Origin of the sequence: Bradyrhizobium sp. F1.13.3, from assembly GCF_040548265.1 — a bacterium.
Lineage (GTDB): Bacteria > Pseudomonadota > Alphaproteobacteria > Rhizobiales > Xanthobacteraceae > Bradyrhizobium.
In genome coordinates this window covers 1-22,205 of the sequence record NZ_JBEPRI010000024.1, presented here as the reverse complement: position 1 = coordinate 22,205, position 22,205 = coordinate 1, and the positions used below count along the sequence as shown (strand labels likewise).

General features: G+C 58.6%; 20 protein-coding genes and 4 pseudogenes. 13 read left to right on the top strand and 11 right to left on the bottom strand.

The genetic code is table 11. From position 1 onward, the window contains the following. Positions 1-4 precede the first annotated feature (4 nt). Both ABIB66_RS38750 and ABIB66_RS38745 read left to right on the top strand, forming a co-directional pair. Complete coding sequence (locus ABIB66_RS38750) at positions 5-241, top strand: hypothetical protein (protein ID WP_354258623.1); 237 nt, start codon at positions 5-7, stop codon at positions 239-241. Positions 242-911: 670 nt separating this feature from the next. Next, positions 912-2,162, top strand: a complete 1,251-nt coding sequence (locus ABIB66_RS38745) for a hypothetical protein (protein ID WP_354258620.1) — start codon at positions 912-914, stop codon at positions 2,160-2,162. Positions 2,163-2,476: 314 nt separating this feature from the next. Here ABIB66_RS38745 and ABIB66_RS38740 read toward each other — a convergent pair whose 3' ends face one another. From ABIB66_RS38740 to ABIB66_RS38730, 3 genes are all read right to left on the bottom strand, one after another. Further along, positions 2,477-4,453 carry a RiPP maturation radical SAM C-methyltransferase gene (locus ABIB66_RS38740; protein WP_354258617.1) on the bottom strand — a complete coding sequence of 659 codons (1,977 nt, stop codon included), beginning with the start codon at positions 4,451-4,453 and terminating at the stop codon, positions 2,477-2,479. 633 nt (positions 4,454-5,086) lie between these two features. Beyond that, a complete protein-coding gene (locus tag ABIB66_RS38735; protein WP_354258613.1) occupies positions 5,087-6,619 on the bottom strand; it encodes a radical SAM family RiPP maturation amino acid epimerase in 1,533 nt (510 codons plus the stop codon). A 140-nt stretch (positions 6,620-6,759) separates the two neighbouring features. Continuing rightward, the gene (locus ABIB66_RS38730; RefSeq protein WP_354258610.1) at positions 6,760-7,152 is read right to left on the bottom strand and encodes a Nif11 family protein; all 393 of its coding nucleotides are present in this window, start codon (positions 7,150-7,152) and stop codon (positions 6,760-6,762) included. 246 nt (positions 7,153-7,398) lie between these two features. On the opposite strand from ABIB66_RS38730, the pseudogene ABIB66_RS38725 reads away from it, so the two are divergent. After that, positions 7,399-7,653: pseudogene (locus ABIB66_RS38725) on the top strand (DUF3551 domain-containing protein); the annotation flags it as partial. A 450-nt stretch (positions 7,654-8,103) separates the two neighbouring features. Here the strand turns inward: ABIB66_RS38725 and ABIB66_RS38720 are convergent. Both ABIB66_RS38720 and aepX read right to left on the bottom strand, forming a co-directional pair. Continuing rightward, positions 8,104-8,400 carry a glycerophosphodiester phosphodiesterase family protein gene (locus tag ABIB66_RS38720; RefSeq protein WP_354258607.1) on the bottom strand — a complete coding sequence of 99 codons (297 nt, stop codon included), beginning with the start codon at positions 8,398-8,400 and terminating at the stop codon, positions 8,104-8,106. 715 nt (positions 8,401-9,115) lie between these two features. Beyond that, positions 9,116-9,985, bottom strand: a complete 870-nt coding sequence (gene aepX, locus ABIB66_RS38715) for a phosphoenolpyruvate mutase (RefSeq protein ID WP_354258812.1) — start codon at positions 9,983-9,985, stop codon at positions 9,116-9,118. A gap of 185 nt (positions 9,986-10,170) precedes the next feature. Between aepX and ABIB66_RS38710 the strand changes: the two are divergent. The 8 genes and pseudogenes from ABIB66_RS38710 to ABIB66_RS38675 form a co-directional block, all read left to right on the top strand. Further along, positions 10,171-10,426: pseudogene (locus tag ABIB66_RS38710) on the top strand (transposase); the annotation flags it as partial. Between the two features lie 133 nt (positions 10,427-10,559). Continuing rightward, a pseudogene (locus ABIB66_RS38705) lies at positions 10,560-10,983 on the top strand (transposase); the annotation flags it as partial. Between the two features lie 568 nt (positions 10,984-11,551). Next, positions 11,552-12,757 carry a pyridoxal phosphate-dependent aminotransferase gene (locus ABIB66_RS38700; RefSeq protein WP_354258809.1) on the top strand — a complete coding sequence of 402 codons (1,206 nt, stop codon included), beginning with the start codon at positions 11,552-11,554 and terminating at the stop codon, positions 12,755-12,757. Between the two features lie 24 nt (positions 12,758-12,781). After that, entirely contained in the window at positions 12,782-13,597 is an 816-nt protein-coding gene (locus ABIB66_RS38695; RefSeq protein ID WP_354258604.1) for a phosphocholine cytidylyltransferase family protein, read from the top strand. Next, entirely contained in the window at positions 13,594-14,220 is a 627-nt protein-coding gene (locus ABIB66_RS38690) for a CDP-alcohol phosphatidyltransferase family protein (RefSeq protein WP_354258601.1), read from the top strand. Before ABIB66_RS38695 ends, ABIB66_RS38690 begins: the two co-directional genes overlap by 4 nt. A 42-nt stretch (positions 14,221-14,262) precedes the next feature. Next, positions 14,263-15,426, top strand: coding sequence for an aminotransferase-like domain-containing protein (locus tag ABIB66_RS38685; RefSeq protein ID WP_354258597.1), 1,164 nt, complete (start codon positions 14,263-14,265; stop codon positions 15,424-15,426). Beyond that, positions 15,423-15,941: a GNAT family N-acetyltransferase gene (locus ABIB66_RS38680; RefSeq protein WP_354258594.1), complete on the top strand. Its 519-nt coding sequence runs from the start codon at positions 15,423-15,425 to the stop codon at positions 15,939-15,941. The genes ABIB66_RS38685 and ABIB66_RS38680 overlap by 4 nt, the downstream gene beginning before the upstream one ends. 191 nt (positions 15,942-16,132) lie before the next feature. Then, positions 16,133-16,878, top strand: a pseudogene (locus ABIB66_RS38675) (IS5 family transposase); the annotation flags it as partial. On the opposite strand, the gene ABIB66_RS38670 reads toward ABIB66_RS38675, so the two are convergent. The 3 genes from ABIB66_RS38670 to ABIB66_RS38660 form a co-directional block, all read right to left on the bottom strand. Continuing rightward, positions 16,860-17,132 carry a M14 family metallopeptidase gene (locus ABIB66_RS38670; RefSeq protein ID WP_354258806.1) on the bottom strand — a complete coding sequence of 91 codons (273 nt, stop codon included), beginning with the start codon at positions 17,130-17,132 and terminating at the stop codon, positions 16,860-16,862. The pseudogene ABIB66_RS38675 and the gene ABIB66_RS38670 overlap by 19 nt on opposite strands. Positions 17,133-17,257: 125 nt before the next feature. Further along, positions 17,258-18,088: a class I SAM-dependent methyltransferase gene (locus ABIB66_RS38665; RefSeq protein WP_354258591.1), complete on the bottom strand. Its 831-nt coding sequence runs from the start codon at positions 18,086-18,088 to the stop codon at positions 17,258-17,260. 380 nt (positions 18,089-18,468) lie between these two features. Beyond that, positions 18,469-19,407 carry a TauD/TfdA dioxygenase family protein gene (locus tag ABIB66_RS38660; RefSeq protein WP_354258588.1) on the bottom strand — a complete coding sequence of 313 codons (939 nt, stop codon included), beginning with the start codon at positions 19,405-19,407 and terminating at the stop codon, positions 18,469-18,471. A 333-nt stretch (positions 19,408-19,740) separates the two neighbouring features. Between ABIB66_RS38660 and ABIB66_RS38655 the strand changes: the two genes are divergently transcribed. Next, entirely contained in the window at positions 19,741-19,887 is a 147-nt protein-coding gene (locus ABIB66_RS38655; RefSeq protein WP_354258585.1) for a transposase domain-containing protein, read from the top strand. Between the two features lie 557 nt (positions 19,888-20,444). Beyond that, complete coding sequence (locus tag ABIB66_RS38650) at positions 20,445-20,699, top strand: hypothetical protein (RefSeq protein WP_354258583.1); 255 nt, start codon at positions 20,445-20,447, stop codon at positions 20,697-20,699. 637 nt (positions 20,700-21,336) lie between these two features. Here ABIB66_RS38650 and ABIB66_RS38645 read toward each other — a convergent pair. From ABIB66_RS38645 to ABIB66_RS38635, 3 genes are all read right to left on the bottom strand, one after another. Further along, positions 21,337-21,555, bottom strand: coding sequence for a hypothetical protein (locus ABIB66_RS38645; RefSeq protein WP_354258580.1), 219 nt, complete (start codon positions 21,553-21,555; stop codon positions 21,337-21,339). After that, positions 21,542-21,793 (bottom strand): hypothetical protein, encoded by a 252-nt coding sequence (locus ABIB66_RS38640; protein ID WP_354258577.1) that lies wholly within the window; start codon positions 21,791-21,793, stop codon positions 21,542-21,544. Before ABIB66_RS38640 ends, ABIB66_RS38645 begins: the two co-directional genes overlap by 14 nt. A 93-nt stretch (positions 21,794-21,886) precedes the next feature. Continuing rightward, positions 21,887-22,057 carry a hypothetical protein gene (locus ABIB66_RS38635; RefSeq protein ID WP_502918355.1) on the bottom strand — a complete coding sequence of 57 codons (171 nt, stop codon included), beginning with the start codon at positions 22,055-22,057 and terminating at the stop codon, positions 21,887-21,889. Positions 22,058-22,205: the final 148 nt, after the last annotated feature.

Here is a 22,205-nt window from a genome sequence, read left to right as displayed (position 1 = left end):
GGACGTGATCGGGGAAATCGATCTGAGCACTGGAGCGCTCATTCAGAAGCGGCGGACCGACATTGTCTATGGCTGGAACGACACCACTCAAGGCATGCGTCTCGTCTTCGAGTTCAAGCGCATGGGACGGCAAAAGAAGCACCGTAACCATTATCTGCTAGAACAAGGCCTCGGTGGTTTCGTCACAGGCATCTACAGCCGCCGACAAGCGGTCGCCGCCATGGTGGGGCGTCCTTCTTGATCCGGAGGCTGATGTGGTCCCGCAGATCAGGGAAGCACTGGAGGACGCCGCCCTCGCAACCGCATTGCGCCTTAAGCCTACCTCCGGCGGCGACCCGATAGCGAGGCCGTCCAATATGTTCAGGGCGGCAGATTTCGACACTGAGCACGAACGAGATCCGTCGCTGGCTCCCACGCACGGCACCATTCGAGTTTCACACTTTTTTCTCGCCTTCGGTTATCCGACAAGCACCCTAAAACTGAAGACAACCTGACGAGGTCTCATAGAGGCCCGCCTAGGCGGGCTCAAAAACGACAACGGAACGTCTCGGCGTTGCTGAAGACACTCGATGCCTCTGGCATGTCCGATGCCAATAAGCACCTGTAAGAACGAAAGGATGATGAATCATCTCCAGCAGCTCCAATACTTGGATGATGACGTTCGATGAGTGCCGACGCTTGACAGCGCTCCCTCGACCATCTGCTGCAGGCGGGGCCAAGGCTGCACTCGATGGCTACGAGTACCAACTCGCCGTCTCGGTGTTGGCGGCTCTGCGGTTGATGTTGATCACCAAATCGGCGACGAGGATCACGCTCGAACCCGCCAACGAGGAAGATCTGGAGTCGGAGTTCGAACCAACGACGCCTGTGTCCAACCTAGCGCGAACGTCGCAGACGGCTACAAACTCGTCGTGCAGGTGAAGCTGCGCAACAGCGGTCCCTGGTCAATCACCGACTTCGACGCGTTGCTCAAACACGGTACCACCCGTCGGCCGGCCAAACACCACCTCGACGATCCCGGCACGCGCTATCTGCTGATTACCAATGCCGACGCCACCGGCGTGGCCCGCGACCTGTTGGTCCGCGGCTTGGAGGAATGGCCGGAAGAGCGGATTTTCCCGGCCCGCCTGTCAGGGACCCTACCCCATGGACCGGAGGGGCGGATCGGCATCTGGGGCGTTCTCACCGAGCGTCTCTTGGACTTGGAGATTAACGACATCCTCGGCTTCCTACTGCGGGTGCTCCAGAGCCGACGAACCGAATGCCGCGCGCGATTGCGCGACGAAGCTCTGCTGCGAATGCGCGGAACGAGCCCGGGCGTATGGACGCGCGAGGACTTGCTGAGCCTGATCCGCGGCTGTGGCGGCTATACGATGATCTCTAAGGATCTGCTCGGCTGCGCGACGTCGCGGAACAACGGCACATGCGACAACCGCCTGAATATCAGGCGAGACTCTCTCGAAGCCTCGGTGCTCAGTGGCCTCCGGACGCACTTGATGGAGCCCGATCTATTCAAGGAATTCCGCGACGAGTTCACCCGCGAGGTTAATCGGTTGCGGATTGAGCGTGGAGCGGGCCTCGCTGCCATGCGAGACGACCTCACGCGCATCGAACGCGAACTGGGAAAGCTGCTGGCTGCTATTAAGGCTGGCGGTCCGATCGAAGCCATCGTCGAGGACATGAAGCGGCTCGAGGCCCGAAAGGCGGTACGGAAGGACCAGCTTGCGAATGCGGAAGAGCCGCCACCCCTCCTACATCCGAACATGGCGGAGATCTACCGTCAGCGGATCGCGGCGCTCTATGAGAGCCTGCAGAACGAGGATGGGAAGACCGAGGCGGCGGAAGTCTTCCGCACGTTGGTCGATCAGGTGACACTTGTGCCCGACAAGGCTGAACTGGCGATCGTCCTGCGGGGCGACCTGGCCTCGATCCTGCGGTTCGCCGCAAACAAGAAAAACCCCGACGTCCTTTCGGAGGCCGGGGTTTTGGTTGCCTTGCTTTCGCAAGAATCGTTGGTTGCGGGGACACGCAACACCCGATTCCGGCGAAATGGAACGGGTGTTCTCGAAATCGGGGTCTCGCAAGAAATGATGGTCGTGGGGGCTCGTATTACCCGGTTTTTGCGATTGGTGGAAACATTCATTCCGCGATTGGCTGCCTAGACCATTGCCTTCCCAAAGGTGGAAGTCACACGTTCGCATAGTGTTTGGTGCGCCACATCGTTACAAAACTGGGCACTCCAAAAACTGTCAATCGGCGTTCAAATTTGGCTCGGATACGCTTGGCAAACACGTTGTGCAAGCGCATTCCCTCCTTGAGCTCTTCCGGCGCCCACTGTTCGCCGTGCTGCCAGTCTCGGAGGAACATACAGAGACAAAACTTCCAAAAGCTCGAAATCTCCGCTCCGCCATACTTGGCATCTCGTCGTGCGCCCCAGAAGAAGCGTCTCCCTCCGAGATGCCCCCCGCAGTTTTCCTCATTCACGCGAGGTACCCAATGGCGCGGCACGTCGGTCGAAATAGCCTCCAGGGAACGCAGTCATCGGAGCGATTGGCGTATATGGATGCCAGAGCGCGAGCCCAACCAGCCGCCCGTCCAGCCGCACAATCAATTTGCGAGCGATCATATCAGCTATCGCAGCCTCAATCTCGGCCTGCATTACATTCGTCCCGCTCAGCTGTTCGCGGAGGCGGTTTTCAGGCGAGCCTTCGTCCGCGGCCAGAAGAATTTCCCGCTCGAGGCCCCTGACCCGGTGTTCGCGCTCGACTGCAATGGCTCGCGTGTCCTCGACTATGATCTCGTCGCCGCTGTCCCGCATCGACAGCATAGACAACTTCGGCTCGTACCAGGCTTTCAGCCAGGCATCGATACCCTTGGTGACAGTGCTTAGCCCCGGGCGGCGATTAGCGTCGCGCGCCGCGAAATGACCGCCGACATCGTCTTCTTCACTGTCTTCGAAGTAGTAAACCTGATCCGCCAGATCGCGCTCCGACAACGGATAGACGTAGCGATAGGAGGCGGCCGGGCGCAGCTTCAATCCATGTTTCTCGGCTGCGTAGTGATAGGGGCTGTAGCGCTGGTACCGCAAACGCACCGCAGGTCCCGGCTGTAGATGATGCAGCAGCGGTAGCAAAGGAGCCATTTCCGCATACCATGCGTCGCTCTCGCCGGGGAAGCCCCACAGCAAACTCCAACTGACCCGCACACCGTGCTGACGGCACCACTTCAAGAGCTGGACATTATGCGCTGAGCTCGTTCCTTTGCGCATCAGCTTCAAAACACGGGTATCCAGGCTCTCAATACCCGGTTGGATCCAGCGGACGCCGGCGGCAGCCAGCTTCTCTACTTCGTGGCGCTTCAGGTTGGCTTTGACCTCAAAGAAGATCGCGAGCTTCTCGGGTAGCGCGGTGAGGCGAGGCAGCGCCTTTTTAAGGTAGTCAGTGGCCAGAATATTGTCCACCGCTTCGATGCGCGACGAACCGTAGCGCGCCGACATCTCGATCATCTCCTCTGCGGCCTGCCTCGCGGGTTTCTGGCGATAGGTCATCGATCCGCCGTTCAGCCCACAAAACGTGCAGTGGCTCCGCTCGCCCCACCAGCAGCCTCGAGAGAACTCCATCGGCAGCCCGGCATGGATGCGGTCGGCGTAGAGCGACGCGTTGAGCTCGGCAAAATAGTCCGAGAAATCGGGCAGCGGCAGGTCACCCATGTTCTCGATCACTGCGCGGGGCACTAAGTCGCGCGTCGACGCAGCGGGATAACCGGCCTCGCGATGCGCCGGACCGAAAACGCCAAATGGCAGGTCCGCAGGCGGAATGTCTCTGCCGCGATTAAGGATGTCCCAACACAGCGGGCCGATCAGTAAGTCGGCCTCGCCCGACACGACATAGTCGACCCATGGGAAGCGCATGTGAGTGCTCCGCCCCATTACCGACTCGCAGTTTGCGCCCCCCATGAGAGTGACAAGATCCGGTGAGCGCTCGCTCAGTCGGCGCAGCAACGCGAGCGAGGGAACATGCTGGGTGAAGGTCGAGCTGCACCCGACCATGGCCGGCCGCTGCTCCAATATCTTGTCAGCCGTCCAATCAATAAACCCGCCTATGAGCGAGCGCAGCCTGAGGAAATTCGCGCGACGCTCGGCCAAAGATTTGCCTGCGTGTATCGGGTTGCGTTCGAAATAAAGGTCCAGGAAGGCGCTTTCTTCAGGCTCGAAGTCGGGAAATGCAACGCCCGCGAACAGCCAATCAACCAGCGCCTCCTCTGGCGGGCAACTCTCAAGAGGCCCATAGTCGGCAATGCCTATGTATTCCAAAAACCAGATGTTGGGATATGCAATCGTGGCTTGCAGCCCCGCCTGGGTCAGCGCTGACTTCAGCAGACCAAGCGCCAACGACGGTCTTTCGACTGCCGACATAGGCATGTTGACTAAGACGATTGGCACATCGATACCCATGTGATGCCACATTATTTGTGGAAGACTAGGCGCGTTCACCCGGCCGCAGCCTCATGCGCTGGACGGCGATGCGAACTTCTGCGCGACTCCGTGATTGGAGCCGTGAACATGAAGTCAACTAGTTCAGCGAATGCCCTAGGCGGCGCGCTTCGAGCCATGTTTCCGTGTCACGTTCATTGCCTGGAGACTGGAAAGCATGAACGCGCGAGTCCAGCGGAGGGTGCTAGAGCCGAGCCGTGAATGAGCCGACACACCGCTTCGCTCCCGACATTAAGCGGCGCCACGCCAAGGACCAGGTCGGATCGAGCCGTTCTTGACGAAGAGCGTGCAGCGCTCCAGTCGTACTCGCCGATGTGCAAAAAAGGAGGACTTGGCTCGAAGCCGCGAGCGCGGAAGTCCTTCGGTCGCGTCCAGCGCGGAGCAACCAAAGCCCATCCGGCGGAGCTCAGGCAGGTGGTAGACCGAATGAGTTCGAGCTGCCTAGGAGAGCCCGGCACGCCAAGAACAGGTTTTGCGGTCACGTCGGTTCCGCGCGCCATGAAGCCGCGGACGGTGGATGCGAAGCGGCTTGCCACCCCAGTCCACGCTGCGAGATGGTAAGATGCCGCAGCGCCTCGATACTGACGTGGTATCTCAGTGCGAATCGGCATGATCTACGTCCGTGCGGGAGCCTGCGTATTTGGCAGCTTCGGTGCGGCGCGTCGTCCAATTGCTGGTCTGCCAGGCGAAGCGGTCGTCGAGGTCGTCTTCGATTAACCCGGCCGCGTACAACCGATCGAGCAAGTCAGCGACTGCAAGTACGCTCGTTCCGTCAGTCGTGACCCGCATAACCAGCTCCGACGCTGTGCAGTTGCCGAACGCGATGAGATCGCCCACGGAAATCGGAGCGACGTCGTCGGGCACCCGGTGTTCCATGTTGCGGGCGCGGAGCTGGAAGTACCGGATCCCTGCTTTGTATTGCAGGTCTCTGCGGAAGCGGATCGGCAGGTGTGGGGCTGGGCTCTCGAGCATATACTGGTCGATCATGCTCTGCAGCCCCTCCCGGAACTCGTCAGGCGTCCTGAAGAAACGTTCACCCAAGATGCGGTAACCGAGAGGCCAGCGTTCGCTCCCCGGTACCGGCGTCACCAGTTGCAAACGTCCCTGCTGCATATTTACGAGGAAGCCGGAAACACACGCGATCGTGGTATGATCGCGTTCCAGCAACGCCATTGCATCATCTTTGATGGCGGACCTAAGCTTCCCCTTCCGCTCGCGCGCGCGTCCGGCGAAAGCCTTTGCGGTCGGCGCCTCCTTGCCCTGCAGGATGAGTTCGACCCCTAGCAGCTCCTCTGGCGAAAACGTCATATGAATCTGATTGAGATGGGCTTTGCTCAGCACGGAGAAACGATTCGGCGTGGTGCCATACAGGTTGAACAGTCTGAGCACGCGTCTGATGAGTGCCTGATCCTTAAGCGGCGCAGCGGTCGTTGTCTGCGGCAATGCGCCCGTGATCCGATAGTAGTCGAACAGAAAGCGATCGTAGTGTGGGTTGTCCATAGGATCTGTAGCCCAGTAGCAGAAGCCAGTACGGGCTGCCGAACCAAACACCTCGCTCGCGACGCCAACTACGCCACGCCAACGCTCTGCCTGCTCTTTGCTGTAGTCGTAATAGCCTTTGAACCGGTCGGCAGAGAGGCCACAGAACCAGCAACCAACGGTGCAGCCTTCGCTCAACTCGAAAGCGATGATCGGGTACGTGACCGATAGCGATGATGCGCCCAATTCGTCGTTGCAGCGCCGGATTTGGCGCTCGCGCCAGGCATGGAAACGAGGGTTAATCGTCGACATTTCGCCTTCATCGCGCAGGAGGTCGCGATGGCGCAACATCTCGCGCAGATGCTCGTCCCACATCGTAGCCAGCGGCCACTGGGCAGACTCCGGCTTGAAGCGGTATTTTTGGTAGTCTCCGTGCCAGATCGGCAACATTTCCATTGGGTCAACTTCGATGCCGTAGCGCTCTGTTACCGTACGAGGGGCGTCGACGTTCTCCGAAAGCGCCTTGCGGAACTCCACGTCACCGGCTAACCGCTCCGTGAAGCGCTTGACGTGCGACAGGGTGCGCCGTTGCTCGGGGGTGCGACGGTCAAAACTCTGTCGGTAGTGTTCGGTGGCAGCGCGCGTCATCACGTTACGGATAAACCTTGAAGCAGCATCTTATAAGCCTAATGGCAATGATCTCACCCCGGACGAGGCCTGCTTTCATGTTCTCGTCGTACTTCTCGTCTCCTTGAGCACGAGCCAATGCGGTCATGGCGAAAGGCATGTCAGGCCGCGACCGCAACAACAACAACCAGAACAACAGCGACGGGCTCGACTGCCGAGGCGAAGTTAGAGTGCGCTTCCGCGACCTGTACGCCGCTCGTGGGCACCTCCGCAGCGGACCTGGCCAACCCGGCGGCCTGCACAACGCCGGTCGAGATCGCAACACCCGAATTCGGATTGGCGCCGGCAGTCGCATCGAGCTGCTTACTAATCAACTCCTGTCGGCTTCGACACCGGATGTAACTCTTCGCTTCATCAAGTGTAAAAGTGTAGCCGTGACTTTTTCCCACCGCTACAATTGATGCAAGACCTGTAGCACTCGGTTTTGCGTTTTCGAGCAGATTGCCCTTTTTCCCTAGATCGTTGACAAATCGCTCTATCTCAGTTCGCGACACAGCCAGTCTCCACGTCTTCGCTTAATGTTGCCAAACTATTCACGATGCCTTCGCAGGCGATCGACGCCGACAGCGCGAACAAAGCAAGCAACGCGCCAGACTGAAAATTGCTGATTTTTCGCTTTGTCTCACGTCGTCAACACGACAACATTGGTTTGGAACCGACAACCGGCCCACGATTCGGGACAAGATTTCGTTGTCGGTCTCTAATAAAGTCGTCCGTTCTTTAATCGCTGTCGACAGCAAACCGAGCGGTGCAGGGCGACGGCGTCGGGCACGCATGCAGGATGCGGCATCAACCCGGGCTATGGCTTTAGGCGCCAGCGCAGAGGACAATTCGGGTGGCCCCTCTCGTTACTGATCGCACGACCAAAGCGACTCAAAACAAAATCCAGCAATCTTTTGGGATTGCTGGGCTCTTTCGATCGATTTGGTGGCGGGTCTGAAACGAACGCCAGATCGAAGACCCTCGTTTGTGGTTTCCGCGCTTCCGGGAGCTAAGTGATAATCGGCTCCGAGGGAGCGGACGAGGGTTCTCACCACCGTTTGTTTACGATCATTCACTTGAAGCCGAACCAATTCAGCGCAACGGCCTTGGTCTGAGTCAGGCGTTGATGGACTGATCCTTGGCGCGCTCTGACCGCGGGACTTGTCGATGCTAATGGTGATTAGCACTCTGCCCAACAGGTGGCGCGTTACCGCGTCAGCCGCCGCCTTGGCATGATGGAACCCTACGGTCGGGCTGCGCGCCACCTGCCCTCTTAAACAACCTCAGACGGCGAGCTGATCGTCTCCGAGCTCTCGTCGCGGTTTAGGCGCTCGTGCACTGCCCTGCTGGCCTTGAAGACCGGAAAGCGCTTTTGCTCGATTTGCACGGAATTCGTTCATTATTGATCGGATTCCACATCGAGAGGTTCATGTTCTTGATTTCCTCGGTAGGGACATCCGAAATCAAGCAATTGTCCGGGTCTCCGGTAACCCGCCCGAGCGTAGTGTGTCATGCATCATCCAGGCATGGCCGCTCCTATGTGCGCGAAGATCGAGTTCGACACCGTGGAAACCGTGCTGAAGCGCGTTGTCGGCGGCTGAAATGGTGTTTTCGAGAATGTCCTTGGAATTATCGAACACACCGCGGTGCTGCAGCATTTGCTTCGGATGCGGATCGATGCCGCGGGTCTTGCTTCGGGGCCGGCGGGAAGAGATCCTTCCCGTAACCGGAGGTGTCGATTTCGGACTTTGCGTCGCCAAGAGCGGGCCTATCCAGACCAAAGCTGGATTTCCAAGCGGCCTTGCCGCCAGCCAGTCGGTGATCGTCTTGTTGACGGTGCCATCGACGGGATCGTTCGGATCATTGGAGCCAATTTTTTGGGTTGTCTCGCCACATGCGGGAACCGGTAGAGAGATGGCTTTAGCCCCGCTGCACCCGGCCGATTTGGGTTTGCAAGCCGGCCTTCACCTCGTCTCCCGCGACCGCATCGGTAACACTGCCAGCCACAGTTGAAGCGACAACCGTGGTCCCAATCAGCCTTAGCGGGTCAGTTGCTTGCGCCAGCGGCGCGTACTGAAGGCGAACACGTTGCGAACGGCGCCGCCAGGCAGATCTGTCACGTTGGCGGCGGTGCCCGAAGAGTTGAGCAGAACCGTCCGTTGCCTTATGATAAGGGCTCTCCGTCGGTCTCAAATGTTACTTGTCGTTGCTATTGCGGTGTGGAGTCTACCGGCTTTCTTGAAGAGGACGACGGATCACCGTCCGCGTTGGCGCCTCTCCAAGAGAGAAATGAGCCCGTAGATCTGCGGCATGTTCGGATCAGCCGCGCAAGAGCAGTCGCGCCCGTTAATGGCGCATCTAATTTGGGAGGGAACGCCTGTGCTTAACTGAAAATGCAGTGGAGCGTAACAGTAAGGCGGCCGATTGAATGCCGGTGGTCCTTCGAGAACGAGTTTGTTGCGTGTAAATGGGAGATCATTGCCCTGAGTCAAGAGCGTGAAGATAGCGCGCGTCCGCGCGGGCAAGTTCGTCATACCTCAAAAGCTCGAAGACCTCGTCGAGCGTCGCAATATTGGGCTCGATACCGGCAACGCCTTCTTCGGCAATGATACGACGGCAGATCTGCTGCATTGCCGCTATTGCAGCTCGCACTGAGTGGTTGGCCCAGATCACTGTTGAGATGCGGGCATTACGATACGCAGAGACTGGTGTTCGATAGTATGTCGTTGGCACGATCACGACGGGCAATCGGCTTTGCCAGGTGCGCGTGAAGGAAAGAACCTCGTCCGCGGTGCTCTTTCGCGAGTGAATGAGGATCGCGTCCGCACCCGCGTCCGCGTAGGCGTGAGCGCGTAAAATTGCTTCGTCCATTCCATGCCCCGCGATCAACGCCTCGATCCGGGCCACGAGGACTAAATCTTCCGCGACTGTATCCTTGACTGCCCGCAGGCGGCCGGAGAATTCGTGGATATCGGCGAGGGGATGACGATCGCCAATGAGCGAGTTCATCTTCGGAAAGCAGCTGTCCTCAAGCGCAACGCCCGCAGCGCCTCGTTGACGGAGCTTGCCGGCAAGGAGGCGTGCATTGTTGAAATTCCCAAAGCCGCCATCGCCGTCAACCAGAACAGGCAGTTTGCTCGAGTCCACGATCCGCTCGACTGCATCGACAAGTTGGCACCATGACGCTTCGTTGACATCACGATACCCAAGAGAGGAGGCAATTGAAAGACCGGACGCCCAGAGACCTTTGAACCCTGCGCGCTCGGCGATCGCAGCCGAGAGGCCGTCATGCGCTTCCATGAGGAAGGAGAGTTCAAGATTGGAGCACACCTGTGCACGCAGCACTTCTGCGGTCGAGGATGCGGTGCATCGATCAGGACCGTTGGCGAGTACAGATTGTGGTTGACGTTTCATGCCGAACACCTCAGGAGCGACGGTTGAGGAGCCCAACTGAGCAGCCCAACCTTCATCCGGCAATCACTCCCCTTTTCTGACATCTAGATCAATTAGCAGGCTTGATAGTTGACGGGGCGTTCCTCGCCCGTCCGGTCGAGGGCGATGGCCCTCTCGGTGGATCGACGCCACCTACGCGAAGGTGCGCCAGCAGGGGCGCATTGCGCGGGGATCGTCGCGATCGGCGTACAGTGATGGCCGGCCCGAAGTCCCCGGCATGGATGTCGGCCCATCTGCGGACGGGGTTCCTGCGCAGGCTCGCCAGGCGGGGTCTGCGCGGCCTCAAGCTAGATCTCGGACGCCCACGAGAGCATCAAGGCCGCCGCCGCCAAAGGTGCTGAACGCCACGTGACAGCGCTGCCGAGTGGCAGGTCGCTGAAAGAGTTCGCGCGGATTGACTCCGTTTTCTTTGTGATTCGCGGCCGGAGAGGAGCCACATGCTGGGAAGGAACAGGATCAGCTAGAGCTGTTCGTCACGGGCTCGCTCCGCCAGCTAATCCCGACGATCACGTGGTGGTTCGGCTCGATCGCGTACTCGATTCTATTGGCTACACTACGAAGTCTCACTGTTGTTGCCTGTGCGATGGCCGGGCGAATATCCGGAAGTCGCTGCACGGTTGATGCTCGCTGGGCTGCCACTGGGCATCGTCGACGATCGGAGGCTCAAGTCAATGTCGCCATCCGATGGTTCGTCGGCTACGGACCGCATGACGCTCTTCCCGACCACTCCAGCTTGATACGGATCCCCTAGCGGTGGGGTGCAGAGCGCCACCGCATGAGTCTTCAAGCGGACGGTCGGGGCCCGTCTCAAGGCGAAGATCGCCACCGCTGAGGTCGTTCACATCGATGCATCGCTTATCCGCACCACTCTGAGCTCAATAAGCATCGTCGGTGGCGCGGGCGGCACTCTCAGGATCGGACTGCGGCATGTTTCAAGCGCCTCGTGCATCGACATGCTTGCAAATGATAGAAGCCATCGCCAAGGGCAAGTCTAGACCTGCTCGACTCCGAGCACCGCAGAGCCGCAACTCTCGTCTCAATTCTAACGACTTACGTTTGCGCTCGGGTCAACTACCAACGTTAGTATCTGATCTACTGATGGGAGCAAACTATTTGTCGGATGAGTATCGGGCTACGCAAACATCAGCTGCAAGGAGTTCAGCATGCAGACTCACTCACAATCTGTTCTGGCCGACGGCCGCGATCGATGCGTTGGCTCCTCGGTTCCAAAATACTGTGTGCTCAGGTCTGCTGCAACCGCGCCCCTCCTTGTAAGTGCATGAAGGGCATCTTGGCGCGATGAAGAGGTCGCCGGTCTCAATGAACTCTAAAGCCCCATTTGGCTACGACGCGGTTGCCGATCGGAAGAGTGATATCCGCCGAGGCAGATCGCGTACCGGCGGCGAAGCGGTTGCGATCACCTTAACAAATGCGACCATCGATGCAGGAGGAGCGCACATGTTGGCGCAACGGATGTCTTTGCTGTCAGGTTCGGGCACTGCCGCCGCCCGGGAGGCGGCTAAGATAGCTGCCGCGACCGGCCGTCAGATCATCGATCTGGCAGACGGCGAAGTCATCATCGAGCCACCATCATCCGTGCGCGAAGGAGCGATTGCCGCCATCAATGCCGGGGCGAACCGGTATACCGATTCCATCGGCCTGACGCCGCTTCGCGGCGCCGTTGCCGCGAAGCTGTCTGCGGAAACAGGCATCGACTGGAATACGGATAACATCGCTATCACTGCGGGTGCAAAGCAGGGCCTGCTCGACGTTGCCTTGGCGGTGTTCAATCCTGGAGATGAGGTCATCATCATTCGCCCCTGCTGGCCGACATTCCCGTCCCAGGTTCTTCTCGCTGGCGCAAAGCCCGTGTTCGTCGACGTTCGCCCCCCGACATATATTCCTGATATTGCCGCAATTCGCGCCGCTGTCAGCCCGCGCACGAAAGCCGTTATCATTAACTCGCCGAACAATCCGACCGGCGCAGTCTATGATCGAACGACTCTACAAGCTATCGGCGATCTCGCGATCAACTATCAGCTCTGGATCGTTTCCGACGAAAGCTACTCCAGCTTCGTATTCACCGGTTCGCGCCATGAGTCGATCGTCATGGCGCATCCCGGCGTCCGTTCAAGGACAATCCTGGTCAACGCCTTCTCAAAAGAGCTGGCGATCACCGGTTGGCGCCTGGGTTACTTCGCAGCTCCGCCGGAGATCGTTTCCGCGGCCAAGAAGCTGCAGAGCCATACGACCTCGAATGCCAATGTAATCGCACAGCACGCCATCCTGCATCACCTTCAAGTCGGCGACGGCAGTTTTGAACGAAAGATGCATGAGCGTCTGTCCGACGCTCGCAACAATGGTCTTCGCATCCTCTCTGGTCTGCAGGACGTAAGCTTGCCGGGCGCCGACGGCTCGTTCTTCTTCTATCTCGATCTCAGTAGGCTCGTCTCAGCTTTGCCGGCCAGCGGCCACCTTCGATCCACCGACGACATTGCACGATTGCTCCTGGAGGAAGCCGATGTGGGATCCGTTGCCGGCGGTACCTTTGGCGACGTGAATGGCCTGCGTCTCTGTTTCGGTGCTCCACCAAACCTGCTGGAGACGGGACTGAAACGCGTCGTCGAGACCCTGAACAGCCTGAAGACCAGGCAGCCAGCCTGAAGCTTGCCAGAAGGACGTTTCAAAATGCTCAATGGTACACGGGCGGTGATCCTTGCCGCAGGAATCGGCTCCAGGCTGCGCCCCTACACGGAATTTGTTCCGAAACCTTTGGTGGAGGTGAACGGAACCCCGATGCTGCACAACGCGCTGCATCAGTTGTCTGAGCTCGGGGCTCGCGAAGCAACCATCGTCGTGGGTTATCGCGAAGAAGCCATCGAACAGTCCTGCGGCCATCGGTTCGAGGAGGTCGACATCGAGTATGTCCACAATCCCATCTTCGATCGGACCGGCAGCGCCTACTCCTTATGGCTAGCGCGAAATACAATGCTTGCCGGCGACACCGTCTTTCTCGAAGGCGATGTCTTCTTCGAGCGCGAAGTCCTCGAAAGAACAATTCGAACGGTCTCATCTACCCAGCAGAGCGTGGCGGCTGTTGCGGCGTTCAACGCAGCAATGAGTGGCTCCGCCGTCGAGCTGGCTGACGATGGTTCTGTCGTCGCGTTCGTCATGAACCAGACGCCCGTCGAGGCCCGGGCCAGGGGTCTCTTTAAGACCGTCAACCTGACGCGCTTTTCTGCAGACGCCTCGCGCGAACAGCTGGTGCCAGCATTGCACCAGGCTGTCGAAAGCGGGCATCGTACGGCCTATGTTGAGCAGGTCCTCGCACGGCTTGTCGAGCAGCGAGAGCTGCAGCTTTCAGCGGCGGATTGCAGCGATACCCGCTGGTTCGAAATCGATTGCGAAGATGATCTGCGCCTAGCGGAGAAGATTTTCGCGCCGCCGATGAGCCGCGCAGTTTCCGCGGCGAGTTCCATCCCGCTGACGGGAGCAAGGCGATGATCGGGTATCTGCGTGACTATGCAAATGTCATCACCGCCCTCGCCTATCTGTTTGCCGTCATTGGGCTCTTCCTGGCCTTAAACGGCAAGATAGAGCTCGGCGTTGCGGCAATGCTCTGGACCTGGTTTCTGGATCATTGGGATGGGCATGTTGCCCGCAAGACGAGCCATCTTCGCCGTCGAGGTGTACCGGAGTTCGGAAAGAGCTTTGATGGATTTGCCGACTTCTTTCATGGAGTCGTGTTCCCGGCTGCAGTGATCATCCTTATCAGCCAAGGAACTGCCCTGTCGCTCGTCGCGAGCGTGCTTCTCGTTTTAGCGGGTGCCATCAGGCTCAGCTATTTTGAGAACGTGGGTCTTACTGCCGACGCTCGGTTCACGGGCATCCCCGTTTCGTACGATACGCCACTTCTTGCGATGCTCCTCCTTTCACGGTCGCACTTTCCTGACGACCTCTTTCCGACCGTCGTGGCGATCGCTTTCATCATTCTTGCAGTGCTTCATGTGACAACTGAGATTCGGGTTCCGGCTATTCGGGGCATCGCAGTCCCCATCGCCACCGCCTTCGCGATCGCGGGCTCTATCAGTTTGGTGATGATCTCCCGATCTGGCCTTCAGCACTAGGATCAGCGGCCAATTCATAAGGTTATGACTAGCGAGAGCGAAATGAACGATCTGAACAAGCTTGGACAAGCGCAGCCCTTATCACCCAAAGTGATACCGATCGATTTTGGTCGGAATTTTCCACCTCCAAGCCCCGTAGTTCAACGAGCTTTGACGGACACCTTCGCCGACCTTGGACGTGCAAATATCGCGGATGCAATTCGCTTTCCGCGCTTCATAGGAACTGTGGGCGACCGAGACGCGGGAGCGACGTGGCTTAGTCAGCGGCTTGGTCAGAAGCCGAGCGTAGAGCGTGTCGTACTCGCAAACGGCTCGCAGAGCATACTGGCGATGTTAATGGCTCGGTTCGTCAAACCCGGCGGTGTCCTTCTAACGGAAGAGCTGACCTATCCAGCAATCAAGCCACTTACAGCTATATTCGGCATCGAGCTCCACGCTGTGTCAATGGATGTTGACGGGATCGATCCGGAGAGTCTTGAGAAGGCCTGCGTTGAGCTGGGCGACAATGCTCGGGCCCTCTATTGCATGCCCACACTGCATAACCCAACATCTGCAACAATGTCTGAGGCAAGACGCTCAGACATTGCGACGGTGGCGCGTCGACACGATCTTTGGCTCTTTGAAGATGATATATATGGCGTGCTGCCGGAAGAGGCGCCTCCTCCACTTTCTCTCTATGCGCCCGAGCGCAGCTGGTACATTTTGGGACTAAGCAAATGCCTCGCCGCGCAGCTTCGGGTGGCGTATGTCGTAGGTCCCAATTCGGACATCTCGCAAAATGTCTTTTGGCCTGGAGTGCGAACCACGAATTGGATGGTCGCACCGCTGGTGGCAGAGGTCGCATCGTATTGGCTCGCAAATGGGATCGGCTCAGAAATACTGCGATCGGTGCGGGCGGAGACCCTGAGGCGCCGGGCCCTGGCTGCGTCGATCCTTCCGCGGATGCAGCTATCTCCAAGCGCATTCAACTATCATCTTTGGATCGACTTGCCTGAGGCATGGCAGCTTGACGCCTTCGTCAAGGCGGCCCTCGATGCTGGAGTGGTTGTTGGACCGGGCGATTCCTTCGCCGTTAACAATCAACACGGACACCGGAAATTTCGGGTCGGTCTGGGCGTGCCGTCGGATCAGGACGAACTTGTTCGCGGGTTGAAGGCAATTGCATCTCTTATGGATGCGCCTGCGGATCGGGAGTTCAACCAATGAAGGGCCAGTTAACGCATGCTCCCGTAACAGGTCAGTTCCCCACCAGCGATACCGATCTGCGCGTTTGTCTCATTTCCGAAGAAGCAGGCCTTGACCTCCGGAATTCGGAACTGACACCCGCACCTCCGAAACCAGTCCCGGCCTATCCTGACGCCAAGGCCCTATTTCACGTCGGCGCCTACTGTGGATCGGTCCTGGCGTCCGTTGGTACGTTTACTCTCGAAGACATGGATTTGGATCAAGGAAGTCCGTCATCCGGGCGCAGTTGGAGAATTCGTGGAATGGCAACGGCCCAAGAGTTCCGTCGCCTTGGCTTTGCCAGCGCTGTACTTGACCATGGTTTACGCGAGATCCGTAGGCGTGGAGGACTTCTGATATGGTGCAACGGGCGAACAACGGCCGGCTCGTTTTACCGACATCACGGATTCGAACAGATTGGCGACCAGCGGCACGTGCGAGGCCTTCCATCTCATTACCGCTTCAAGAGAGCTATAGGACAGGCGCATTTCTCTTAGGCCAGAATGCCTGCGAGGCTTTAGCTGCCTGCTTTCGAACGCTGCTCGCTTTGAGCGTAGCTCAATACCATGTGCGCCCTGGGCCTCATAGCCGCTTCTTCCATCAACTCGGCGCAGGCCGAGAGTTACCAGTAAGTATCGCGCACGCAGACGTGGCCGAGGTAAGTGGAGAGCACTGGGAGCTGCTGCTCGACGTTCTGTGCGAGCGGTGGGTCGAGAACCCCTATTACCAATACTTCTGCGGCGAGGAGTTCTTCCAGCACCGGCTGGTGTTCGATCGTTCGTCGCTGACGCGCTGGCGCAACCGGATGGGCGAGGAACGACTGGCTGCGCCGATCCAGGAGAGCCTGTCGGTTGCCACCAGGACCAAGGCGATCTAGCCGTCCGAGTTGTCCCGGGTGATCGTCGATACCACGGTTCAGCCCAAGAACGTGACGTTCCCCACCGATGCGAAGCTTCTGAACCGGGCGCGCGAGAAGCTGGTACGGCTGGCGCAGCGCCATGGGGTGAGCTTGCGTCAATCCTATGCGCGGGTGGGCAAGTTCGCCCTGATCCAGCATCAGCGCTATGCCCACGCCAAACAGTTCAAGCGTGCCAACCGGGCGCTCAAGACGCTACGGACCTATCTCGGCCGCGTGATCCGCGACATCGGCCGCAAGATCGATGGCAACAGCGGGCGCGAAGCGGCGTTCGCAAAGCTGCTGCCGCCGGCGCGGCGCGTGCGCGAGCAGCAACAGCGTCAACGCGGGCCGAAGGTATATTCCCTGCACGCGCCGGAGGTCGAATGCATCGGCAAGGGCAAGGCCCATCGGCCTTACGAGTTCGGCGTCAAAGTCTCCGTTGCAACCACGATCAGCCGCGCGAAGGGCGGCCAGTTCGTCACCCATGTGAAGGCGCTGCCCGGCAACCCTATGAGGGTCACACGCTGGCCACCGTGAGATCGCAGCACGGCAACAGGACCGCTTCGATGAAATGCTCGATCATCATCGTCGGAGTCCCATTTGGATCGCCTAGAAAGCTGCGATTTAGGTTCCAATCATCCAAGGGAGAGACTCTTTGGCCAATGTGAACGGCTGATGCATTCGCGCCAGGCAGAATAACCGAATGCCCCTGAATATCCTCTGCCTGTACCGACTGAATCAGCTTTATAAGTATGATCTGACCTTCCCACACATCGCCACTGAGATCCATCCGTATGCTGAGGTATTGGTTGAGATCGGCACGCGAAAGACAACCGGCGACCTTGCCTTCTTTCTGAAAATCGCATTCCGAGCAAACTCTTGAGGGCCGCATTCCGCTCCATCAACGGAATATGGTTATTGCACAGCCCGTACTGCAGTTGTAAGTTCGGCGCTGTAGGTCACATCAATAGTCCCACTGGCATTACAATGACGGGACAAGATCGACCGCAGCTCGTTGATGATGATGTCGTTACCGTGCGCGGCCCGTGCTATTTTGAGTTGGATTGTGGATAAGGCGAACGCCTCGAAGCTCTCGGTCGTGAAAGTTCTTGGCCAGTCCCATTTCTGGACCATGACCTTCGAAAATCGATTATCTGAGGCAAGCTCAGCATCGAAGTTGGCGACCGAGTATCCGCCGCGAGCATCAGCGCATGTGCCTGTTCGATAGCCCGGGACGAACTTTTCGAGGAACAGCTCGAAGGACCGGAAGAAGCCAGTCTCATGGCGGCGCTTATTCTGCAATATCGCGAGGAGGCCAGTATCTACCAGGATGCGGTGTGCTTCTGCATAGAAGAGCGTCCGGTCGAAGAGTGGGGCGGCACTTGCAGCCGTGATCACCCCAACGGTTCGATCGTCGAACGGAAGATGCTCGGCCGGAGATTGTACGAACCGAATCGCCCGAATGGTCTTTGTTGCTTCAATAGCGCGCCCGATCATCGTCGAACTCGGCTCCAGACCAAAAACTTCAAGAGACGGGTCGAGAGCACCGGCCAGCATTCGTGTGAAGATACCCGTCCCGCAGCCGACGTCGACGACCTTGCGCGAAGAATGACGCAAAGCCAGAGCCCGTGCCGCAATCTCATGAACTGCGCTGATTGGATAGCCCGGTCGCTCCTTGTCGTAGTGCTCGCCAAGCGTCTGATAATGTTCCCATACAGCGGAATTCGTTGAAACTTTTGTCGGCATGTGAGTGCTCCAAAGAACGTCCTCGTTCGCTTCGAGACTTATCTTCCAATGAGGAAGCTTAGGTGGGCAGTCCGCACAACTTTCTGTACTGAGATAGACCTGGTCCGAAGTCGCCGGCGGGGCCGATCTTATCTTCACTCCTGAAGGATCATGCGACTGTTTTACAACTCGTCAGAGGCGGAAGCGGCCTGAAGGCCCGGTAACTGGCCCTCATTGGTCCAACTCCAGTTGCGATCCGCTCTCTTCATGACGGAACGAACATTGCAAGCCGGTCCGCCTACGAGAAGGGCGGGGGAAATAGCCGCTACTTTTCGTCGCTGGTATGATCGTCATCACCGCCTCAGCGATTCGGGAGGAGAGAGCTCGCAAGTGCTACGGGATCAGCTAGAAGGGATCGCATTCGTGATAGGCCGATCGAGGCTCCTGACACGGGCTACGCTGCATCGGCCGTCGACGCTAATAGGAATATCGCCATCGATTGCCGCGCGGTGAACGACGCGCCGCTGGTCACCGTAATCCTTCGTGGCATAATGCATCGTGGCGCGATTGTCCCAGATAGCCACATCGCCTTGCTTCCAGTTCCAGCGCACAACGTTCTCTGGCGTCGTAATGTGCGACTGGAATAGATTGAACAACATTTGGCCATCATATTTCGGGACGTTGACAAAACGTTTCACATAAAAGCCGAGCACCAACGCTCGCTCGCCGGTCTCGGGGTGGACACGTACGACAGGATGCTCGGTCTCGAACCTCCCTCTGGCAAGCCTTTCGAAATAGAGCCTTTTATCCACTTCGTTGGGGCGAGCAATATCGGCAAAATCGAACTCGTGGGTATGAACAGCCCAGAGGTCGTCGGCAAGTCGTTGCAGAGGCGCGGGCAGGTCAAGATAGGCGGCTGCGGTGTTCGACCACAGCGTGTCGCCACCGACCGGTGGGATCACGATGCTTCGAAGCACTAAGATCTTTGGGTAGGCGTCCACGTAGGCTAGGTCGATGTGCCAATTGTCGGTCCAGATACCTCCGCCCGCGGAATCAATCTCGAAAATTGATAGTGTACCCTTTTTTGCACCACGTGTCGGAGACGGCACAAGCGTCCCCAAACGAAGCGCGAAGCGCTCCTGCTCGGCATCGTTGAGATGATCTTGACCGCGGAAGAAGACGACCTTGTGCTCCAAGAGCAAGGCATTAATCGCGCCAATCGTCCCGTCGGGCAAATCGCCCGACAGCTTGATGTTTTTGATCTCGGCACCGATGCGCGCCGCGCGTTTGACGATATCGCTACGCGGTATCCAATTATCAATCGAAGCCGACGCACTCATCGTGATTCTCCAGGGTTGAACCGTTCTGCGGCTCTTGAGGTTACCCCGCTAGGTATCGCTAAGACTAGAAGGGCGGTTGCGTGATCGAGGAAAGTTGGTTGCAATGCGATGTACTAAGGATGAATGGCTCTCCCTTAACCAAGCTACTGCACGACTCGAGGATCGCGGCCAACTTATTACCAGCAAGCGCCGCCAAATTCGGTCGTTCGCCGGCTCGCGGTCTTTACGATTTCCTTCTTACCTCCTCTCGCTGCGTTTCCTCTCCTCTCATTATTTGCTTAGTTGCACGGGTTCTTCAACAGCGCACCTACCTGTCTTGATGGGCTAGAGCATTTGCTCGACCCGCAAGCCTACCTGACCGACGTGCTGGAGCGCATCGCCTCCGGACGAACCAAGAACCATCAGCTGCACGAGCTGCTCGAGTTGCTCGCCTGGAACCGGAAGGCGGCCCGCCAGCGCACTGCGCAGGCCGCAGCGTGAGCCCACGTCGCCAAAAAACATCGTCGCCGATGGCCGCCGCCGCGATGCCGCTTGCGGACCCGGCCAGAGTGGGCAGAGTCCCTTGCGGCCCTTGCCGGTAAGACGAACGCAACTTGGGCTATCGAACCGGATCGCCTTGGACGCAGATCGAGAGCCTCCTGTATCCGTGCTCCGCTGTTGTAGAGGACGAGAGCAGTGGTCACGTATGCGTTCGAGTGTGGAGCGGTTTGGCTGGGCAAGGATCGCTGCTACCTCCGCTAGGTCCAGATAACAGGGTCCCAACACCAGCGCCCACTTGGCTGGGATGTGAAGGATTTCTACGCACTGAGCGATCGATGCGGGGTCCTTGGTCATGACGAAGTTGAAGCAGCTGCGTATCGCGGCAAGCCTGCAGTTGCGCGTGCCGATAGTACCGCCGCGGTCGTGCTCGGCGTGACCGAGGAAGGCAGCCACCCGTCAGCAGTCAGATCGGCCAGTGTGAACACCGCCACCCTTTTTTCCACACGTTGTGCGGCGAACCGCAGGAACAGCCGCTAGTGTCACGATAGGACCGGACCGTGTGGATCGATGCATTGCGCTGCTCGACGAGCCATTCGAAGAACGCACACATCAAATCCGCGAACGCGTTCGCCTGTTCATGGTCGCAACTCCTGCCTCAGATCGAGGCATGGATCGCCTACGGCCCTGAACCGCTCGTGCGCAAGATGAAGCAGGTCTTGTGTAACGGTGATGTAGATGAGGGTGGAGAGGATATCCTTATGGCCAAGATATGTCGCGAGGAACAGCAGCCGGTCTTGCGGATTGATACCTGAGCGGTACGATTCGAGGATACGGTGCACGACTATCGAGTGGCGCAGGTCATGAAGACGGGGACCCATTCGCTCTTCTGGCGGCTTCAGCCCGGCTCGGCGGATCACGTCCATGAGCAACAAGGCGATGACCTGCTTTGTATAGCGGGCGTTGCGCCCCTCGTGCCAGAACAGGGCGGAGAGTGCGGATCCTGCGGTGCACCGGCCTGCTGCCGCGCATCGAGATAAGCCCGAAGCTCGGCGATCACGCTGTCAGAACGGCAGGATCCTCGTCTTGTAGAACTTGGTCTGCCGCATCGTGATTGTGCCGACGCGGAAGTCAACGTCACCAAGATCGGGACGGGCAAGCTCGCCACGTCAAGCCCCGCGCAATAGGCCAGCAGAAGCATGGCATGAATGCTCGGTGCACACAGCGGAGCCCGTTCCGAAAGACAGGAATGGGCTGTATCGAGCATCTGCCGTATGTCGGTCGGTGTATAGATGTAAGGCTTGCGCCACCGCTCGCTAGTTCCTTCTGCGGTCGCGGGTCCGAGCGGCGCGGCGAGAGCGACGGATTCTTATGGCGCAGGACCCTCGCAAAGATCCGCTCCAGTTTCTCACATTCCGCAGCGTGATTGAGTGTCGTTTTTGCCTTCTTCTTTCAATGTTCCAGCATCACCTCGATCGGTTCATCCTGCAACGTCGGATTCAACTGCAGGAACCGATCGAACCGCAAGAACCATGCGGTCTGTAAGGTGTATTTGTATCCTCTGTTGCGCATCAGCGCGACGTGCTCGGCCATGATCCCGCCCAGCATGCTTTCGAACGGCTTGGGCTGGCGGAGTTCGGCAAGGGCCTGTTCGGGATCATGCGACGCCAATGCGCGCCAGACCGGCCGACATCGCTTGATATTGCATGGGTCGCACAAGGCGGTGACGAGATTGCGCTCGATCGCTCCGGTGTTCAGAAGGTGATCGAGGAAACCGATCGATGTTGCGGGTGCGGTTCAGCAGCGTCGCTGTCATCCACTGGTCGGTCAACATCTGCAGCCAGCCCACCAGAATATCCTTGCTGAGCTCGGCATGGCATTCAGGGACGTCCTGGAAGCTGTTCAGCACCTGCCTGTAAGAGGCGTAGCGCTGTCGGCGTGGCGCAGGCCAAGGCCTGCCAGATAGCGCGCGATCAACTGCCGTTCGGGATCGGCCATGTTGTCATGACAGCACCTCCGCTTCCGGCACGTCGAGTGCGATGGTCCTGAGGTCCTCGGTGGCAAGCTTGAGATAGGTCGCCGTGGACTCCGCCGACCGGCGCTCGATCAGATCACCGATTACCTCCTGCAGGACCGATGCGCGCAACATCTCGACCGCGCGTGCATGTCGCAAGACATGGGCACCGCTCTTGCCCGGCAGCTTGATACTGGCTTGGCGCAGTCGGCTGTTGCGCGGCGATCAGGATGGAAGAGCGCGTCAATCAAGGTGAGAGGGTTTCGCCGGGCTCGTGACGAAGGGAGGGCGTAGCCCGACCGGAGTT

What these genes read in the sequence shown, in the direction of transcription:
- ABIB66_RS38740 (WP_354258617.1), bottom strand. Translation starts at nt 4,453, where the DNA reads ATGGGTATCGATGTGCCAATCGTCTTAGTCAACATGCCTATGTCGGCA.
- ABIB66_RS38735 (WP_354258613.1), bottom strand. Translation starts at nt 6,619, where the DNA reads ATGACGCGCGCTGCCACCGAACACTACCGACAGAGTTTTGACCGTCGC.
- ABIB66_RS38700 (WP_354258809.1), top strand. Translation starts at nt 11,552, where the DNA reads ATGTTGGCGCAACGGATGTCTTTGCTGTCAGGTTCGGGCACTGCCGCC.
- ABIB66_RS38695 (WP_354258604.1), top strand. Translation starts at nt 12,782, where the DNA reads ATGCTCAATGGTACACGGGCGGTGATCCTTGCCGCAGGAATCGGCTCC.
- ABIB66_RS38690 (WP_354258601.1), top strand. Translation starts at nt 13,594, where the DNA reads ATGATCGGGTATCTGCGTGACTATGCAAATGTCATCACCGCCCTCGCC.
- ABIB66_RS38685 (WP_354258597.1), top strand. Translation starts at nt 14,263, where the DNA reads ATGAACGATCTGAACAAGCTTGGACAAGCGCAGCCCTTATCACCCAAA.
- ABIB66_RS38680 (WP_354258594.1), top strand. Translation starts at nt 15,423, where the DNA reads ATGAAGGGCCAGTTAACGCATGCTCCCGTAACAGGTCAGTTCCCCACC.
- ABIB66_RS38670 (WP_354258806.1), bottom strand. Translation starts at nt 17,132, where the DNA reads ATGGATCTCAGTGGCGATGTGTGGGAAGGTCAGATCATACTTATAAAG.
- ABIB66_RS38665 (WP_354258591.1), bottom strand. Translation starts at nt 18,088, where the DNA reads ATGCCGACAAAAGTTTCAACGAATTCCGCTGTATGGGAACATTATCAG.
- ABIB66_RS38660 (WP_354258588.1), bottom strand. Translation starts at nt 19,407, where the DNA reads ATGAGTGCGTCGGCTTCGATTGATAATTGGATACCGCGTAGCGATATC.